The 18,860-nt window shown below is 62.2% G+C and carries 14 protein-coding genes; 6 read left to right on the top strand and 8 right to left on the bottom strand.

Translation table 11 applies throughout. The features are described 5' to 3' along the window. Positions 1-10: 10 nt before the first annotated feature. The 3 genes from BEN48_RS08370 to glgP form a co-directional block, all read right to left on the bottom strand. Entirely contained in the window at positions 11-388 is a 378-nt protein-coding gene (locus BEN48_RS08370) for a hypothetical protein (RefSeq protein ID WP_070734132.1), read from the bottom strand. Positions 389-486: 98 nt separating this feature from the next. Then, positions 487-1,152: an SOS response-associated peptidase gene (locus tag BEN48_RS08365; RefSeq protein ID WP_070734131.1), complete on the bottom strand. Its 666-nt coding sequence runs from the start codon at positions 1,150-1,152 to the stop codon at positions 487-489. 144 nt (positions 1,153-1,296) lie between these two features. Further along, entirely contained in the window at positions 1,297-2,943 is a 1,647-nt protein-coding gene (glgP, locus tag BEN48_RS08360) for an alpha-glucan family phosphorylase (protein ID WP_070734130.1), read from the bottom strand. Positions 2,944-3,422: 479 nt separating this feature from the next. Here glgP and BEN48_RS19705 point away from each other — a divergent pair, with 479 nt between their 5' ends. The 6 genes from BEN48_RS19705 to BEN48_RS08330 all read left to right on the top strand — a co-directional run bounded on the left by BEN48_RS19705 (position 3,423) and on the right by BEN48_RS08330 (position 11,733). Continuing rightward, the gene (locus BEN48_RS19705; RefSeq protein ID WP_070734129.1) at positions 3,423-4,775 is read left to right on the top strand and encodes a DNA/RNA non-specific endonuclease; all 1,353 of its coding nucleotides are present in this window, start codon (positions 3,423-3,425) and stop codon (positions 4,773-4,775) included. A gap of 205 nt (positions 4,776-4,980) precedes the next feature. Then, positions 4,981-6,876: a glycoside hydrolase family 13 protein gene (locus BEN48_RS08350; RefSeq protein ID WP_083320892.1), complete on the top strand. Its 1,896-nt coding sequence runs from the start codon at positions 4,981-4,983 to the stop codon at positions 6,874-6,876. 47 nt (positions 6,877-6,923) lie between these two features. After that, entirely contained in the window at positions 6,924-7,358 is a 435-nt protein-coding gene (locus BEN48_RS08345; protein WP_070734233.1) for a GxxExxY protein, read from the top strand. A gap of 14 nt (positions 7,359-7,372) precedes the next feature. Then, a complete protein-coding gene (locus tag BEN48_RS08340; RefSeq protein ID WP_070734128.1) occupies positions 7,373-8,080 on the top strand; it encodes an SDR family oxidoreductase in 708 nt (235 codons plus the stop codon). 103 nt (positions 8,081-8,183) lie between these two features. Then, entirely contained in the window at positions 8,184-10,004 is a 1,821-nt protein-coding gene (locus BEN48_RS08335; RefSeq protein ID WP_083320891.1) for an alpha-amylase family glycosyl hydrolase, read from the top strand. Positions 10,005-10,101: 97 nt separating this feature from the next. Then, entirely contained in the window at positions 10,102-11,733 is a 1,632-nt protein-coding gene (locus tag BEN48_RS08330; protein ID WP_070734126.1) for an MFS transporter, read from the top strand. A 37-nt stretch (positions 11,734-11,770) separates the two neighbouring features. Here BEN48_RS08330 and BEN48_RS08325 read toward each other — a convergent pair whose 3' ends face one another. From BEN48_RS08325 to BEN48_RS19700, 5 genes are all read right to left on the bottom strand, one after another. Next, positions 11,771-13,066 (bottom strand): protoporphyrinogen/coproporphyrinogen oxidase, encoded by a 1,296-nt coding sequence (locus BEN48_RS08325; RefSeq protein WP_070734125.1) that lies wholly within the window; start codon positions 13,064-13,066, stop codon positions 11,771-11,773. Positions 13,067-13,203: 137 nt separating this feature from the next. After that, on the bottom strand, positions 13,204-13,899 hold the full coding sequence (locus BEN48_RS08320) for a c-type heme family protein (protein ID WP_083320890.1): 696 nt from the start codon (positions 13,897-13,899) through the stop codon (positions 13,204-13,206). 37 nt (positions 13,900-13,936) lie between these two features. After that, positions 13,937-15,235, bottom strand: coding sequence for a threonine synthase (gene thrC / locus BEN48_RS08315; protein WP_070734123.1), 1,299 nt, complete (start codon positions 15,233-15,235; stop codon positions 13,937-13,939). 193 nt (positions 15,236-15,428) lie between these two features. Continuing rightward, entirely contained in the window at positions 15,429-16,361 is a 933-nt protein-coding gene (locus BEN48_RS08310) for a homoserine kinase (protein WP_070734122.1), read from the bottom strand. 171 nt (positions 16,362-16,532) lie between these two features. Then, entirely contained in the window at positions 16,533-18,860 is a 2,328-nt protein-coding gene (locus tag BEN48_RS19700; protein ID WP_070734121.1) for an ATP-binding protein, read from the bottom strand.

The raw sequence follows: 18,860 nt of genomic DNA, 5'->3' as shown, positions 1-18,860 counted from the left end.
CGCATAAGCGCTAACTTACAGCCTGTTGCGCCGGACGCACCGCTTGGCGTAGCCACGTGCCCGCCAGCGCCGCCAGCCCACCCACCAGGCCTGCCAGCACGCCCGTGAGCAGCAGCAGGGCCACGGCCGAGCCCCCCAGCGGCAGCAGCTGAGCCACGCGCCCCGCTAGCAGGTTGTCGTTTTGGTGCGAAAGCCAGGCGGCGGGAATCAGCCAACTCAGGCCGGTGCCGCCAAACCCCGCCCCAAAGGCCGCCCAGGCTGAGGGCGCCAGGCCGAACCCAATGGCAAATGCCACCACGGCCATGCTCCACCAGGGCAGGTCGAGCTGCACTGCGGAGGACAGCACGAGGATGAGAAGCAGGAGCAGCCAGGGATTACGCCAATTCATGCGGGCAAAGTAAACGCCTGCGGCTTAATGAAGAGTGAGGAATGAAGGATGAGGCATTTCTGGTCTGCAATTCCTCATCCTTCATTCTTCACTCTTCATTAAGCCGCAGGCGTTAGCACGTCGGCATCGTTGTGGGCTGGCGAATTCACGCGCTTGCTGATGACGTACTCCCGCATGGCGGCTGCGCTGTAGGGCACCAGCAGCTGCTGGTGCGCGGCCGGGCCCAGGCCATCGTCGAGCCAAGCTTGCTCAGCGCTGCGGGTGGGCAGAATGACGGGCATGCGGTTGTGAATACTGGCCATCAGCGCGTTGGGCTCGGTGGTGATGATGGTGAAAGTGGGGTGCAGCTCCCCGGTGCTGCGGTCCAGCCACTCGTCCCAGAGGCCGGCGAAGGCAAAGGGCTGCTCGTCGCGCAGCAGAATGCGGTGCGGCACCTTGCCGGCGGGCGTGGCCTGCCACTCGTAGAAACTATCGGCCAGCACCAGGCAGCGCCGTCGTCCCAGCAGCTGCCGAAACGAGGGTTTCTCGGCCAGCGTCTCAGCGCGGGCGTTGATGGGCTTGGGGCCGGCGGTAGGGTCTTTGCTCCAGCTGGGCACCAGGCCCCAACTCAGCAGCTGAATCTGGCCGGGCGTAGCGTTGGTGATGATAGGCAGGCGCTGGGAGGGCGCGGCGTTGTAGTTAGTGGGGGCCGGCTCCGCAAAGCGGGCGTCGAAACGCTGCTCCACGGCAGGCGCTGGAGCGATGAAGGTATAACGGCCACACATAGAACTGTCATGCTGAGCGCAGCGAAGCATCTTTTCACGTTCGCCGGCGATGAGAAATAATTGCTATTCCTCAACGATTTCAAACGTGAAAAGATGCTTCGCTGCGCTCAGCATGACCGGTTTTTACCTCAGTATTGCGAGTGTTTACTTATACAGCAGCTCGTAGTACTCCTTGGCCATGCGGCCCGACTCAAACTCGGGCTCTACGTCCTTCATGGCGGTTTTCACCACTTTCAGGAACTGCTTGGGCTGGTCGTAGTACATGGGCACCACGGTGTTTTCGAGCACGTCGAGCAGGGCGGTGGCCTCCTGGTCGTCTTTCACATTTTCGGGCAGGTGCTCGTCAGAATGCGGGATGAGGAAGCCGTTTTCGCCGTCGCGGCAGAACTCGGGAATCCAGCCGTCGGCAATGCTCAGGTTGACGCTGGCGTTCATGGCGGCGGTCATGCCGCTGGTGCCGCTGGCTTCGCGCGGGAAGCGGGGCGTGTTCAGCCAGATGTCGGAGCCTTTTTTCATGGCGGCCGACAGGCCCAGCTCGTAGCCGGTGAGCACGGCGCAGTTTTTCAAATGGGCCGTGCGCTTGATGATTTCATTGAACAAATCCACGGCGCCGAAGTCCTTCGGATACGGCTTGCCGGCCCAAATCATCTGAATGGGCCGCTTGGAATCGGTAGCCAGCTGCACAAAGCGGTCGAAGTGACGCAGGATGAGGTCGGCGCGCTTATAGCCAGCAAAACGGCGGGCCCACACCACGGTCAGCACTTCGGGGTCGAAGATGTTGCCGGTCTGGTCGGCTACTATTTTGAACAGGTCTTTTTTCAGCTCCTGCTTGCGGGCCAGCAGGGCAGCGTCGTCCTTGCTTTTGAGGGCGGCGGCCAGCTGCGGGTCGCGCCAGTAGGCGCCGTTCTGGCTGTTGGTGATGGGGATGATGGGGCAAATGCCCTCGTAGTGGCCCCACATGTCGAGGCTCACGAGGCCGTGCACCTTGCTCACGGCGTTGGCCTTGCGGGCAAAGCGCAGGGCGGTGAGGGTGTAGTTAAGCGCATCGTGCTCGATGCGGGCCACGCGGCGCACTTCCTCCTCGGGCACTTCGCCGAAAAAGCTCATGTCGGTGAGCAGCTTCATGGGGCGCTCCTCGTTGCCGGCCAGCTCGGGGGTGTGCGTGGTGAACACGAGGCGCTTTTGCACCTCGGCCAGGTCGCGGCCGTGCTTTTCGTAGAGGTAGAACGCCAGCGGCAAGCCGTGGCCCTCGTTGAGGTGGTACACGTCGGTTTTGCGGCCCAGCAGGTCGAGCAGGCGCCCGCCGCCCACGCCCAGCAGAATGCTTTGGGCCACGCGGGCGGCAGCGTCCGGGTCGTAGAGGTGGTGCGAGATGGTGCGCGAGAGGTGGTCGTTCTCGGCAATGTCGGTGGTGAGGAAAAACATGGGCACCGTGCCAAACACCTCCGGGGCCAGGTACAGCGCCTTCACAAACACGTCGGCGCCGTGAATGGTGATGGGGAACACCAGGCCGGTATCTTCCAGAAAGGAGTAGTGCTTCCGACGGAATTCGGCGTGCATGGTCTGGTTGGGGTTGCGGCCCTGGTCGTAGTAGCCGAAGCTCCACAGAATGCTGATGCCGACGAGGTTTTGCTTGAGCTCGTAGGCGGAGCGCATGTGCGAGCCGGCCAGGAAGCCCAGGCCGCCGGAGTAGGTTTTCAGGGCCTGGTCGATGCCAAACTCCATGGAGAAATACGCGGCCGCCGTCTTGAATTTGGCAGCGGGCGCGTAAGGTTTAAAGGTAAAAGCCATAGGTATGCAACGCGCCGGCTACGGCCAGCGCTTTAAAAAATATTGGTTTTGAGAAGTACGCACGCCACCTAAACCACAGGCTGACGAAACCGAAAGGTCCGAAGTAATCGGTTAAGTAAAGCAAAGAATACTGTGATTGTTGGGCAAGCGTCGGCGTTGGGCGGGGTCCTTCTTCGGCCACGTGCATCATTGGCCAGGCTTTTCTGACACCTGTGTTCCTCCGGGGCATACGGCGATGTGCAAACGTTGCAGGCTTGTATCCGGTCAACGGCTTACCGGGCGCTGCGGCAGCTTAATAACCAGGCATTTTCAATGAACATTATTTATTAAATAAACCATATAAATATCACTGCTTCTCACGTACTTGAATAACCAAAATGACACAATCTTATAATCTGAACACTAGTTACACAACTAGCTAATGGCGTTAGCTTTGTGTCGTTCTAAACCATCACCAAACTTAGTTGAAACGTATGCGAATGTCATTTTCCGCCCGCTACCTGGTAGCTCCGCTGCTGGGTGCAGTACTATTTGCCGGCTGCTCCAAATCGGAGTACACGCCAGAGATTCCAACGGTGGCTCCTGTAGCCCAGCAAATTGCTGCTGCCGGGTTCCCCGAGGGATTTGAAACCGGCACCAAAACCGCCTATACCACCGGCAGCGTGACCCTGGGCTCGGGCTCCTGGACCCTGAACGATGCCCTGATTGGCAACACCACCTCCGACCGCAAAACCGGCACGCAGTCGGCGCGGGTGCGCAACACCGGTTCGCTGGCCACCAACTTCGACCTGACCACCGGCGCGGGCGTCGTGACGGTGCAACACGCCCTGTACGGTTCCGATGCCTCGTCGCAGTGGGAGCTGTGGGCCAGCCAGAATGGCGGCACCTTTATCAAGAAGGGCGTCACCATCACTACCAGCAGCACCGCGCTTAGCACGGCCTCCATCAACGTGAACCTGACCGGCACGGTACGGCTGCAAATCCGCAAGACCTCGGGTGGCACCAACCGCCTCAACTTCGATAACATCACGGTGGAGCAATACGGCGGAACCACGACGCCACCACCTGTGGCTGGCGACAACCAGCACCTGACCATGGGTAACCCCAGCGGGGCGGCGGCCAACATTAGCATGACTACCAACTACCTGCTCGATAAGCCGCAGTATGCGCTGAGCTACCACCGCGACCGGGGCACTCCTACCTGGGTGAGCTGGCACCTGGATGCCAGCTGGCGTGGCACCGCCGCCCGCCAGGATGACTTCAGGGCCGACAACACCCTGCCCGCCGGCTGGTACCAGGTGCAGGGCACCAGCTACAGTGGCTCCGGCTTCGACCGTGGCCACAACTGCCCCTCCGCGGACCGCACCAGCACCGTGGCCGACAACTCGGCCACGTTCCTGATGACCAACATGATTCCCCAGGCGCCCAGCAACAACCAAATCACCTGGGCGGCGCTGGAAAACTACTCCCGCACGCTCATGGACCAGGGTAACGAGCTCTACATCATCATGGGCGTTTACGGCCGCGGCGGCACTGGTTCGGCCGGCTACTTCGAAACCATTGACCAAGGCCGCATCCAGGTACCGGCACGCGTGTGGAAGGTTATCGTGGTGCTGCCCGTCGGCAACAACGATGTGAGCCGGGTGTCGACTGCTACCCGCATCATCGCCATCGACACGCCCAATCAGCAGGGGCTGACCAGCAACTGGGGCCAGTATCGCACCAGCGTCGATGCCATTGAGGCTGCCACCGGCCTCGACGTGCTTTCAGCTTTGCCCACCAGCGTGCAGCAGGCGGTGGAAGCCCAGGTCGACAACGGCCCGACCACCTAAGGTGCCTGGCCTACCTGCAGTAAAGGCTGGCTGGCCTTGCGCCCCATTTTATTTTTAGAAAAAGCCCCGCTGCGTAAGTAGCGGGGCTTTTTGCAGTTGGGGAATGGCCATATGGGCGGTGCGCCGAAGCCACGCGCGGGATATTGGATGCCACATGAAGCAAGGGTACCTTGCCGGTTCTTTGCCCACGTTGCTTCGCTTACCTATGAAAATTCTCCGTTTTTTGCCGCTGCTGGCGGGTACCCTGTTCGCCCCGGGCGTGGCCACCACGGCCGACGCCGCGCCGCCCACCGCCGCCGAGGCCGTGGCAAAGCCTGCCGCCATCAGCCGCATCGACCCCACCTTTTGGTGGGTGGGCATGAAAAACCCCAAGCTGCAGCTGCTGGTGCACGGCCCGGGCATTGGGAGCAGCACCGTAACGCTGAACTACGATGGCGTGACGCTGGACGGCGTGCAGAAGATGGAAAGCCCCAACTACCTGCTGGTGAACCTGACCATTGCCCCTACGGCCAAGCCGGGCAAGCTCACCCTGCAGTTTCAGGGAGGTAAAAAGGCGAAATACGAGTACGAGCTACGGGCCCGCAACACCGACCCCAACCGCACCCAGGGCGTGACCAGCGCCGACTTCGTGTACCTGCTCATGCCCGACCGGTTTGCCAACGGCGACCCGAAGAATGACGTGGTGAAGGGCACTTTTGTGGGACATGTGGCCCGCGACTCGATGTACGCCCGCCACGGCGGCGACCTTAAGGGCATTGAGCAGCATTTTGACTACCTCAAAGAGCTGGGCGTGACGGCCATCTGGCCCACGCCGGTGGTGGAAAACAACCAGCCCAAAGCCAGCTACCACGGCTACGCCCTCACCGACTACTACGCCGTGGACCCGCGCTACGGGACCAATGCCGAGTACGTGGGCTTTGTGAAGAATGCTCATGCCAAGGGCCTGAAAGTGGTTCACGACGTGGTGCTCAACCACATGGGCTCGCAGAACTACCTGTTTCGGGACCGGCCGGCCCGGGACTGGTTCCACCAGTGGCCGGGCTACACGCGCAGCAACTTCCGCGACGCGGCCTTCAACGACCCCTACGCCGCCACGCAGGACCGGAAGCTGTTCGGCGACGGATGGTTTGACCTGCACATGCCCGACCTGAACCAGAGCAACCCGCTGGTGGCCACGTACCTCATTCAGAACTTCCTGTGGTGGGTGGAGAACACGGGGCTCGACGGCTACCGCATTGATACGTATGCATATTCGGAGCGCAACTTTTTGATGCAGTGGGGCGCGGCCATTCAGGCGGAGTACCCCAGGCTGGGCATGTTTGGTGAAACGTGGGTGCAGGGCACGGCCCAGCAGGCCTACTTTGCGCAGAACATTTTCCCGGAGGTACAGGGCTTCAAGTCCAACCTGCCCGGCGTCACGGATTTCCAGCTCTACTACGCCCTCAACGAGGCCCTGACCAAGGACGCGGGCTGGACCGAAGGCATCAACAAGCTCTACTACACGCTGCAGGCCGACTGGATGTACCAGGACCCCATGCGCAACGTGCTGTTTCTCGACAACCACGACCTGAGCCGCTACTATTCGGTAATCGGCGAAGATTTCCAGAAATACAAGATGGGCCTGGCCTGGTTGCTGACGTGCCGCGGCATTCCACAGCTCTACTACGGCACCGAGGTGCTGATGAAGAACTTCAGCGACCCCGACGGCAAGGTGCGCGAGGACTTCCCCGGCGGCTGGCCCGGCGATAAGAAAAACCTGTTTGTGGCCGCCGGCCGCAACGCCCAGGAGCAGGAGGCTTTTCGCTACGTGAGCACCCTGGCCACCTACCGCCGCACGCACCCCGTGCTGCACAGCGGCAAGCTCATGCAGTTTATTCCGGATGCGGGGGTGTACACCTACTTCCGGTACTCCGACGCCGGTACGGTGATGGTGATGATGAACTCGGGCAAAGACGAGAAAGCAGTGGACCTGACGCGGTTTGCGGAGCGGCTGAACGGCTTCACCTCGGGCGTGGAGGTGACTTCGGGTGCGGCCCTTGCGGACCTTCGGAAGCTGAAGATTCCGGGGCGGACGGCCTGGGTGGTGGAATTGCGGAAATAATTGTTCTTTTGGATTTTAGCCCGCAGAGGGCGCAGAGGTTTACGCAGATGACGCAGAAGCACGAGAACGATATTTCTTTCCTAGTGAGGAAAGCGGCCTACACCATTCATGTGGCTTTGGGACCGGGGCTGCTGGAATCGGTGTATGAAACCTTGCTGTGCCATGAACTGCGCAAACTGGGGCTACAGGTGCAGACACAGGTGGCGCTACCCGTAGTGTACGACGGCCTGACACTGGAAAATGGCTTTCGTATGGACTTAGTGGTAGAGCAAAAAGTAGTGGTTGAGTTAAAGTCCGTTGAGGTTCTGCTCGAAGTACATCACATGCAATTGCTCACGTACCTGAAGCTTTCGGGCCACAAGCTAGGCCTTCTCATCAACTTCAATGTACCATACATCAAAAACGGTATTTTCCGAAAAGTAAACGGCTTAGAAGAACCCTCTGCGACTTCCGCGCAACCCTCTGCGCCCTCTGCGGGCTAAAAAAACCTGAACGAATGACCGACCTCACCGACCACGTTGCCATCGTAACCGGCGCCAGCCGCGGCATTGGCCGGGCCGTGGCCCTGCTCCTGGCCCTGCAAGGCGCCAAAGTGGTGGCCGTGGCCCGCAGCGAAGAAGAACTAACCGAGCTCACCCACAAGACCAAAGGGCTGAGCCTGATAGCCGACGTATCCCTGGAAACTGACGCGCAGCAGGTGGTGGAAAGCACGCTGCTGCACTACGGCCGGCTCGACATTCTGGTGTGCAACGCCGGCGTAGGCTCGTTCAATGAGCTGGAACACTTCACCGCCTCGGAGTGGGACCGCATCTTCGACACCAACGTAAAGGGCACCTTTCTCATGTGCAAGGCGGTGGTGCCCCACTTCAAAGCCCAGAAAAAAGGCCACATCGTGGGCATTACTTCCGACGTGGCCAAGCGCACGTTTGCCCACGGCACGGCTTACGGCGCCAGCAAATTTGCTCAGGACGCCGTGCTGGCCAGCCTGCGCAAAGAAGTGCGCCCGCACGGCGTGAAAGTGAGCACCATTTACCCGGGCCTGGTCGACACGTATTTCAACGACACCACCCCGGGCAGCCCGGAGGCCGAAAAGACCCACCTGCGCCCTTCCGACGTGGCCCAGGCCGTACGCTACGTGCTTGAGGCCCCGTCCCACGTGGTAATAGATGAGCTCATGCTGCACCCCCTCACGCAGGAGTGGTAGCACTATTGCCGGGCGAAGCTGGCCATAACCAAGCCCTTGCCCGGCCACAATTCCGGGTTATTGGTGCTTTACCAAGGGACAAACCCGTTATCTTACGGCCCTTATGCGTACACATCTCTTCATTGCTGCCGGAACCCTCGTGCTGGCGTCTTACCTTTTGCCTGCAACTACTGCCGTGGCTCAGACTGCTACCGACCCCAACACAACTACCGAAGTCCCGAAGGATAACAAGCTGATTATATATCAGTTGATGCCCCGCCTGTTTGGCAACAAAGTGGCCCTCAACAAGCCCTACGGCTCGATTTCCGAAAACGGCTGCGGCAAGTTCAACGACATTACCCAAAAGGCCCTCGACGAAATCAAGAAGATGGGCGTGAGCCACGTGTGGTACACCGGCGTGATTGAGCACGCCACCATGACGGACTACTCCAGCCAGGGCATTCCGGCCGACGACGCCGACGTGGTGAAAGGCCGCGCGGGCTCGCCATACGCCATTCGGGACTACTACGACGTGGCACCGGACCTGGCCGTGGTGGTAAAAAACCGCATGTCGGAGTACGAGGCCCTCATCAAGCGCACCCACGCAAAAGGACTGAAGGTGCTCATGGACTTTATTCCGAACCACGTGGCCCGCTCCTACCGGTCCGATGCCAAGCCGCTGGGCGTGGTGGACCTGGGCACTCTGGATGATAAAACCAAGGCCTTCGCGCCGAACAACAACTTCTACTACCTGCCCGGCAAAAGCTTTACGGTACCCGCCGGCTACAACCCGCTGGGCCCGCTGAAAGGCCCGCGCGAGGACGGCAAGTTCTTTGAAGTACCCGCCAAAGCCACCGGCAACGACGTGTTTTCGGCCGCGCCCAGCATCAACGACTGGTTTGAAACCGTGAAGCTGAACTACGGCGTGGACTACCAGAACGGCCGTAAAACCGCCTTTGCGCCCGTGCCCGACACCTGGAAAAAGATGCGCGACATCCTGGTGTACTGGGCCGGCAAAAACGTGGACGGTTTCCGCTGCGACATGGCCGAGATGGTGCCGCTGGAGTTCTGGGCCTACGTGATTCCGGAGGTGAAAAAGGTTAATCCCGACATTATTTTCATTGCCGAAGCCTACAATCCTAAGGAATACAACGCCTACCTCACCAAGGGCGAATTCGACTTCCTCTACGACAAAGTGGGCCTCTACGACAACCTGAAGAAGCTGATGCAGCAGCAGGGCACCACCGAGGACATCACCAAGGTCTGGAAAGAGGAGAGCAACGGCTTTTCCTCGAAAATGCTGCGCTTCCTGGAGAACCACGACGAGCAGCGCATTGCTTCCAAGGACTTTGCCACCGACCCGCGCCGCGCCATTCCGGCCATGACCGTGACGGCCACCCTGGCCAGCGGCCCCGTGATGCTGTATTCGGGCCAGGAAGTGGGCGAGCCCGCCAACGGGGCCGAAGGCTTCAGCGGCGCAGACGGCCGCACCACCATTTTCGACTACTGGGGCGTGCCCGAGCACCAGAAGTGGCTGAACCAGGGCAAATTTGACGGGGCCAGGCTCAGCCCGGAGCAAAAGGACCTGCGCGACTTCTACACGCGCCTGCTGAACGTGGCCGGCAGCAGCGAGGCCATTCGCAAGGGCCGGTTCTACGAGCTGCAGGACGCCAACAACCTGGGCAAGGAGTACAACCAGCGCCACCTCTACGCCTACCTGCGCCACACCGCGGCCCAGCAGGTGCTGGTGGTGGTCAACTTCAGCGCCGACAAAACCTACCGGCCCGTCATCACCATACCGGCCGCGGCCATGCGGGCCATGGGTCTGAGCGCGTCCCGGGTTTACACCTACACCGACCTGCTAAACAGCGGCGAGCCACGCAATGCGCTCAACCTGACCCTGGAACCGAATTCGGCCTATATTTTCGAGATTAAGCCCCGGTAGCGTTACCGGAGTCCGGTCCGAAATTAGTAAGTTTGAAGGCCGTGCTGCCCCCATATTCCGGGGCCGCGCGGCCTTCACCTTTTCCTTTTTCTCTTAAATGGCTGCATCCACCGCCGTTTCCTCGGCCAGCACCCAGCAGAAACCCCGCCTCAGCTTCTGGCAAATCTGGAACATGAGCTTCGGGTTCATGGGCATTCAATTCGGCTTTGAGCTGCAGAACAACAACATAAGCCGCATTTTTGAAACCCTGGGGGCCAACAAGGACGACATTCCCATTCTCTGGATTGCCGCCCCGCTCACGGGCCTGGTGGTGCAGCCCATCATCGGCTATTTTTCGGACCGCACCTGGCACCCGTACTGGGGGCGGCGGCGGCCGTATTTCCTCATTGGGGCCGTGCTCGCCACCCTGGCGCTCATCATCATGCCCAATTCGTCGGTGCTGTGGATGGCCGGCAGCATGCTCTGGATTCTCGACGCCAGCATCAACATCAGCATGGAGCCCTTCCGGGCGTTTGTGGGCGACAAGCTATCCAGCGAGCAGCGCACGACCGGCTTTGCCATGCAGAGCTTTTTCATTGGGGTGGGCTCGGTGATTGCGGCGCTGCTGCCGTGGGTGTTTACCAACTGGTTTCACCTGAGCAATACCGCCGCCAGCGGCGAAATCCCGCCTTCGGTGAAGTGGTCGTTCTATTTCGGCGCCGGCGCCTTCCTGCTGGCCGTGATGTACACCGTGTTTACCAGCACCGAAACCCCACCCGAAAACATGGAGGAGTTTCGGCGTGAAAACGCGGAGGTGAGCATTGGGCAGGGCATTAAGGAGTCTTTTATGGGCATTTTCTCCATGCCCACCGCCATGCGCCAGCTGGCACTGGTGCAGTTTTTCACGTGGTTTGCGCTGTTTTCAATGTGGATTTATTCCACCAACGCCGTCACCAGCAACATCTACAACATGAAGGTCGACACGGCCTTCTTCACCAAAATAAGTGGCTTCATTGACAATCGCGCCCAGCAGCCAGCCACCGAGAAAGAGCAGAAAGAGCTGAAGTCGCTGCAACAGGACACCCAGGAAATCAAGCAGTTTCAGTCCGAAAACCCCAACAAAATTCTCACCGTCAACCTCGCCAACTACTACGCTACCAACGGCAGCCCCACGCCCGCCGAGCAGGCCACGCTGCAGCGCGTGAAGCAGGAGTTCAACGACGGCGCCGACTGGCTCAGCCTCACGTCGTCGGTGCGCAACGGCGTGGCCGCGCTGTTTGCCTTCCTCATTCCGATGATTGCCGCGCGCACCAGCCGGCGCAAAACCCACATGCTCTGCCTGCTCATTGGCGGCCTGGGCCTGCTCTCCCTCCAGCTCATCACCAACCCTGACTTCATCATCGTGTCGATGGCCATGGTGGGCATTGCCTGGGCCAGCATCCTGTCCATGCCCTACGCCATTCTGGCCGGCTCGCTGCCCGCCAACCGCATGGGCTACTACATGGGCGTGTTCAACTTCTTCATTGTGATTCCGCAGATTGTGGCGGCCACCATCCTGGGCTATTTCACCATGCATTTTTTCCAGGGCAATACCCTGCACACCATTGCCTTGGGCGGCGCTTCCATGGTGCTGGCCGGCCTGCTCACACTACGCGTGAAAGACGTGGACGATGACAACCGCCTGCCCCTGCAGGAACCCGCCGTGACGCTGGGGTATAATACCCTGGGCCAGGCCAATCCCGAAGTGTAGGCGCACCTGCATAGTGCCTTGTCATGGTCGAGCTTCGCTAGCTACGCAGCAATGCTTCGGCTACTTCGCGCCCTGTGGCGAGGGCGGCATTTAGGGAGGGATACGCGGCCCAGTCGCCGCAGCGGTACAGGTCCTCTGTCAGCTTGAGCGGCTGCCGGGCGGGCTGGCCGGCCAGGTAGAGGGGCAGGGCAGCCGGAATCCGGTAGCTACGCAAGTGCTGCCACTGCCGGGCTGCCGGGCCAAACCACGCCACCAACTCCTCGTGCACCCCGGCCGTGAGCTCGGCTTCTGAGAGGCTGCGCTCGCCGTGGGTGCTCACCGAAACGAGGGCCCGGCCGGCCGGTGCATACGCCCCGCTCACATCGGCCGGGAAGCTCACGTTGTGCGCCAGGGCGCCGGGCGTGGCATTCAGGCGCAGAAGCTTGTCGTTGCGGCCGGGCGAGTGGCCGCCTGGAGTGGCAAAATACGTGCAGGTGGTGATGCGGGCCGCCGTGGGGAAGCTCCCGGCCTGGGAAGCGAGGCTCTCGTCGGCGTTGCCGCTGCGGCCGGCCAGCAGGCGCAGGCCGGCCAGGCCGTCGGTGGCCAGCACCACGGCCGCACCCTCCAGTACCTGCCCGGAAGTGAGGCGCACCCGCGTGCCGTCGATGCCGGCCACGGGACTGTTGAGGTGCACCGCGCCGGCAGGGAGCCGGGCGGCCAGCTGCTCGGGCAGCTGCTGCATACCCAGCGTGGGAATGGCCGCCTCGCCGGTCACGAACTGCTGAAACACGAACTCGAAGAAATTGCTGGCAGTGGTCAACCTGCGGTCAAGAAACACGCCCCCAAAAAACGGCCTGAAAAAGTTGTTAATCATCTGCTCGCTCCAGCCGTAGCGCCGCAGAAAAGAGAGCGTGTCGGTGGCGGGACGGGCCAACAGTTCCTCGGGCGTATGCTTGAGCACGTGGCGCACCAGACTGAGAATGCGCAGCTTGTCGGGCAGCGACCCAATGGCCGATGTGAGGGCCGAAAAAGCGGCCGTGGGGCGCTGCAACGGGTTTTGCAGGGTGGTATCAGAGCCATCGGCCAGCCGAATGACGGCACCGGAACGAAATGCCTTTAGATTCAACGCCCCGTAATCGAAAATGCGCCGCGCCTCGGGGTAGTTGGTAAGCAGCACCTGGAAGCCCCGGTCGAGCCGGAAGCCGTCGGCGGTGACGTCGGTGCGCACGCGGCCGCCCACGGCGTCGGCCGCTTCCAGCACAACCACCGGCCGGCCGGCGCGGTGCAGCCACGTGGCACAGGCCAGGCCGGCCATGCCCGCGCCAATGATAATAATGGGTTTTGAAGAGCTCATGAAGAAAATGCTGGCACCAGAAACCCGGCCCAGGTGGGAATGTTGCCTAAATCAGAAAAACAACGGCCATTGCCACCGGCAAAGTGCCAGCCGCTACCCTGCCTTACGCAGGAAAACGGGCAGCCGCCGCCGCCGCCCTAAAACAGCTTGGGCATCTTGCGCTCTTTCCACTTCTTGCGCGTTTTCATCGTCCAGAACTCCGCCACGCCATCGCGGCGCTGGCTGAGCTGCCACGCGCCCATTTGCTGGCCCAGGCGGTAGCCCGTGGCCTGGTCCTGCGGAAATTGCTTTTTGATAAGGGCGTAGTCGGCGGCGGCAATGTCGGTGCCCACTCTGCCGTGGCAGCGCAGGCACAGCGCGTTGTTCAGCACAATGGGCCGCTGGTAGAAAAACACCTCCTGCGACTCCCGGGTAATGGTGCGGGTGGTGTCGGTGCGCATGGCGGCGGCCGTGAGCGTGGCCTGCTGGGCGACATTACGGGGCCGCGCACTCACGCGCCGGGCCGTGGCTTTCATCACGCTGGCCAGCGAATCGACCAGGCGGTAGGTTTCGGGGCGGCAAAACCCAACGGCCTGGGCCACCCCGCCAGCGGCCAGCTCGCGCGCCATGGTTTGCCGCAGCAGGGTGTCGGCGGTGGCCGTGAGGGAGTCGCCGGCCCAGCGCGCGGCCTTCAGCAAGTCCTTGGGCATGATGCGCTTCACCTCCCAATTGGCCGTTTCGATGCCGATGCGCTTTGAGTCTTTGAGGTGTTCGATTTGGTCTGGCCGGCAGGCGGAGGCCAGCAGTAGCAGCGCGAACAGGTAAAACCAATTTTTCAAGAGAAGGTGTGACATACTAGTGCAGAAAGCCGGAACACGGCCCGGCGCGTTCCTAAAGCAGAAGGTGGGCTCGGAGTTGTTCGTAATCAACCGCCAAGGGCACACTTCGTTTGGGCCGGTTTTGCAGGTGTTGCACCGCGGGCGGCAGTGGAATGGCCTGGCCAATGATGGGCTCCACCACCGCGGGAAACTTGACCGGGTGCGCCGTAGCCAAAAGCAACCCGGCCGCGCCCGAATGCGCCGTTTGGTAGCGCCGCAAAGCCGCGTACGCCACGGCGCCGTGGGGGTCCAGCAGGTAGCCGTGCTCCGTCCACGCCTGCCGGATGGCGGCCACGGTATCGGCGTCGCTCACGGTATCGGCGCTCAGGGCGGCCCGCAGCTTGCTCACGTTGTGCCCAAACAGCTCCAGAATGCGCGCAAAGTTGCTGGGGTTGCCCACGTCCATGGCGTTGGAGAAAGTGGGCACCGCCGGCCGGGGCGCGAAAGTGCCGGTGCGCAGATAAGCGGGCACTGGCTCATTGGCGTTGCAGGCCGCAATAAAATGCCCCAGCGGCAATCCCGAAGCCTGCACCAGCAGCCCGGCGCACAGGTTGCCGAAGTTGCCGCTCGGCACCGCCACCACCGGCGCGGGCGCGCCGGCAGGCCACTGCTGCCAGGCAAAGCAGTAGTAGAGCTGCTGCGGCAGCCACCGGGCCACGTTGATGGAATTGGCCGAAGTCAAAAAGCGCCGCCGCGCCAGCTCGGGGTCCTGGAACGCCTGCTTCACCAGGGCCTGGCAATCGTCGAAAGTGCCGCTCACTTCCAGCGCTGTGATGTTTTGGCCCAGGGTGGTGAGCTGCTGCTCCTGCACGGGGCTCACCTTACCCTTGGGGTAAAGTATCACCACTTCCACCCCCGGCACGCCCAAAAAACCGCTGGCCACGGCCCCGCCCGTGTCGCCGGACGTGGCCACCAGCACCGTCACGGGCGGGGTGTCGCCGCGCTGGGCGAAGTAGCCCAGCGCCCGGCTCATAAACCGCGCCCCCACGTCCTTAAACGCCAGCGTAGGCCCATGAAACAGCTCCAGCGCCGACACGCCCTCCTGCACCGGCACCAGCGGAAAGTCAAAATCCACGGCCTCAGCGCAGATGCGCTGCAGGTCGCTGTCGGGAATGGTATTGCCTACGTAGGGACGCATCACGTTCACCGCCACCGTGGCTTTGCTCAGGCTGCGCATTTCGCGCAGCAGGCCCGCCGGCAGCTTCGGAATAGTTTCGGGGAAATAGAGCCCGCCATCCGGTGCCTGCCCGGTGATGGTGGCCGTACGAAAGTCAACCGGCGGCGACTGGTGGCGGAGGCTATAGTATTTCATTGGCAGGGAGCAGGGAGCAGGGAGCAGGGAGCAGGGAGCAGGGAGCAGGGAGCAAAAGAACGTCATGCTGAGCTTGCCGAAGCATCTCTACTGCTGTAGTAAACATGATTACTTGCGCAGTAGAGATGCTTCAACTGCGCTCAGCATGACGTTCTTTTGCTGCGCTCAGCATGACGTTCTACTTGTATTTTCTTTAATCTACCGAAACCACCCGCGCACCCGCGGCGCCCACCGACCCCACATACACGTTAAATTCAATGCCCATCTCTGCGAATACGCTGCCCAAGGCCTCCCCTACCGCCTGTGCAACGGTCTCGGTTTCGTTCAGCATAAATATCGATGGCCCCGAGCCCGAAATGCCCCCGCCGATGGCCCCGGCGGCCAAGGCCCGCTTTCGCGCCTCCGCCAGCCCTGGAATAAGGGCCAGCCGCGCCGGCTCCACGATGTAGTCATCAAGTGAACGCCCAATCAGGGCGTAATCGGCGGTGAGGAAGCCGGCCACCAGCCCGGCCACGTTGGCCCATTGGCGCACGGCCAGGCCCAGGGGCACTTCGGTGGGCAGCACCTTGCGCGAGTCGCTGGTTTTCACCTCAATTTGGGGGTGTACCACGGCTACCCACAGCGGTGGGGCGGGCAGCGCCAAAATATCCAGGGCGGGCTCCAAGGCCCGCACCACCGTGAAGCCACCGAATATGGCCGGGGCAATGTTGTCGGCGTGCCGGGCCCCGCACGCCACCACCTCGCCCGCCATGGCAAAATCCACCAGCTGCAGGTTAGTAAACCGGTTGCCCAGCAGGGCATTGGCGCCTACCACCACGCCCGCCGCGCTGGCGGCACTGCTGCCCACGCCGCTGCCCGGCTTGATGCCTTTGGTAATTTCTACATCGAACCCAACCGGCTCGGGCACTTCTTTTAGCAGAGCCAGCAGGGCCATCCCGGCCACGTTGCGGGCAGGTTCGGTGGGCAGACTGTAGGAGTCGAGGTGCCGGATGCGCACGCCCGGCTCGGCAGCGCGGGTGACGCGAATCGTGTCGTAGGGGGCGGCCAGAGCCAGGCCCAGCACATCAAAGCCACAGCCCAGGTTAGAAAGCGTGGCAGGAGAATGAACGAGTACAGAATCGGGCATCAAGGATTTTAAATGGGCAAAAGAATGGTCATGCAGCACACCGCAACGCATCACAATCGCAACACTAAACAGCCACAGCAGCCGTAGTTCAGCGAATCTAACATGGAGACGCAAAACAGCACGGCTCCCGTTATTTTAGCCGCCGTTTTCCGGCTCGTAACCCGCTCTTGGCTAAAGCGCGGAGGCGCTGGGTAGCATCAGGGAAAAAGCGGTGCCCTGGCCCTCGTGGCTTTCCACGGCAAGCGCGCCGCCGTGGCCCTTGGTCACAATGTCGTGGCTGAGCGAGAGGCCCAGGCCGGTGCCCTGCCCCGGGGGCTTGGTGGTGAAAAAGGGCTGAAAGATTTTGGCCTTGATATCGTCCGGCACGCCCGCGCCATTGTCCGTCACCCGAATCTCAACGCCGCCGCCCACCCGCCGGGTGTGCACGCCCACTACCGGCGCGTAGCCGGGCTCGCCGGCCAGCTGGCGCTGGCGCACGGCGTAGAAGGCGTTGCCAAACAGATTGAGCAAGACCCGGCCCAGGTCGGACCCCACGGCGTCGACCAACGGCAAGTCGGCCGCGAGCTTGGTTTCCAGCGTCGCGTTGAAGCTTTTGTCCTTGGCCCGCAGCCCTTGGTAGGTCAGGCGCAGGTACTCCTGGCACAGGGCGTTGAGGTCGGTGGGGGCCCGCTCGCCGGCGCTGGTGCGGCTGTGCTCGAGCATGCCCTTGACGATGGCCGCCGCCCGCCGCCCGTGCTCGGTGATTTTGGTCAGGTTCTGGGCCACGTCGGTCGCCAACGCGGTGGCCTCGGCCGTATCGCGGGCCGCCAGGGCCTCCTGCAGCTCCTCCACCAGCTCGGCGCTCACTTCCGAGAAGTTGTTGACGAAGTTGAGCGGGTTCTGGATTTCGTGGGCGATGCCGGCCGTGAGTTCGCCCAGGCTGGCCATCTTCTCCTTTTGAATCAGCTGGGCCTGCGTGGCGCGCAGCTCGGTGAGGGCCTGCGCCGTTTGGTCGCGCTGGGCCTGGATTTCGGCTTTCTGCTGGCTGAGCAGGGCGTTGGCCCGCTGCTTGAGTTGGTTGCTGCGCCACAGCAAAAACGCGAACCCGCCAATGAGCGCCAGCACCACGAGCACGCCCCCGAGCACCCAGCGCTGGCGCCGGGCCCGGGCCACGTCCTGCTGCTGGGCCTGGCGCAGGCCGGCAATGCGCGAAGTCTGGGCGCGGTCGGCTTGCTCGATTTCATAGCGGGCCACGTGCAAGGCCCCTTCCCTAGTGTCGAGCGAGTCGGCCAACGCCATGGCCACCACGGCATAGGGGGCCGCCTTTGCGGGCTGGCGCGGCTGGTAAAAGCGGGTCAGCTCCCGCAGGTACGCCAGTTGCAGGGGCGTGCTGTGGAATTGCCGGGCCTTGTGGTAGGCCGCCAGCCAGAACATTTCGGCCCGGGCCGCGTCGCCCTGGGCCACGTAGTACCGTGCCCACGTCGCATCCAACTCTAGGAAGCTGCCGAGACGCAGCTGCAGCGAGTCGGCCAGGTGCTGGGCGGCAACCAGCAACGGATAGGCTTCTTTCGGGTGGCCCTGAGCCAGCAGTACCGCACTGCGAAGCACAAAGACATTGGCTTTCTTGGTGCCCGGGGGGGTAACGTTCCGTTTAGAGGACGACAGAAGCGCTTGGTCGAGGGTCCGCAAGGCGGCCGGGTAGTCATGCCGCCGAACATACACTTTGGCCATGGATATGTAAGGTAGAAAGGGGTCACCACCGCGTTGGCGCAAACCGGCCACCGCTGGCTGGAGGTAGTGCAGGGCTTTGGCGGTGTTGCCCCAGTCAGCATAGCGGCTGCCGACCGCCGCCAGCTGCGTGTAGTATGCCAATCGATGAAAGGAGCGATAGAGGGCGACCTCTTGCAGGGTGTAGCTTAGAGACTGGTTGTAGTCGCCTTGGCTCAAATAGTGGCCGCTGAGGGCGAGGAGACACGGGGCGATGTTTTCGGTGGCCCCGCGCTGCTGATAATACGCCAGCTTCGTGCGGAAGTAGCGCGCCTGGGCCTCGGGCTGATTCAGCGTGGCATAGGGAGCGCGGAGGGCTCCCAGCAGCGTGGGTATGGGCCGGCCTAGCCGGTCAAAGGCCGCCACGGCTGCCCGCAGGCTGTCGAGCGCGGGAGCCACGGTGTTGGCTTGGAGGAGTCGGTTGCCGCTCACCAGCAACCGGTAGGCGCACTGCTCGGGGCGACGGAACCGTTTACTGAGCCGGGCGGCTTCCGCCATCACCTCCACATGAGTAGGTTTTGCCGCGGTCCAGTAAGTGGCTGTGGGGGCTACATCGGCTAGGTGCATGAGCGTGCGCAGGCGGGCCGTGTCGGCCTGCTGGCCGCTGAGCACCTGCCGCAGCGAATCAGGGTCGGCTTCCCAGTAGAGGTAGCGGGCAGCCGCCGATTGTTGCGCCGCTACCGGCCCACGGCCCAGCACCAGGAGCCCAAGCACGAGACCAGCCGCCACGCGGTAAAATGAGGGAGAGAACAT

It is taken from the genome of Hymenobacter glacialis, from assembly GCF_001816165.1.
Lineage (GTDB): Bacteria > Bacteroidota > Bacteroidia > Cytophagales > Hymenobacteraceae > Hymenobacter > Hymenobacter glacialis.
Note: the sequence above shows the minus strand (reverse complement) of the source record. Positions and strands in the feature narration are given on the sequence as shown.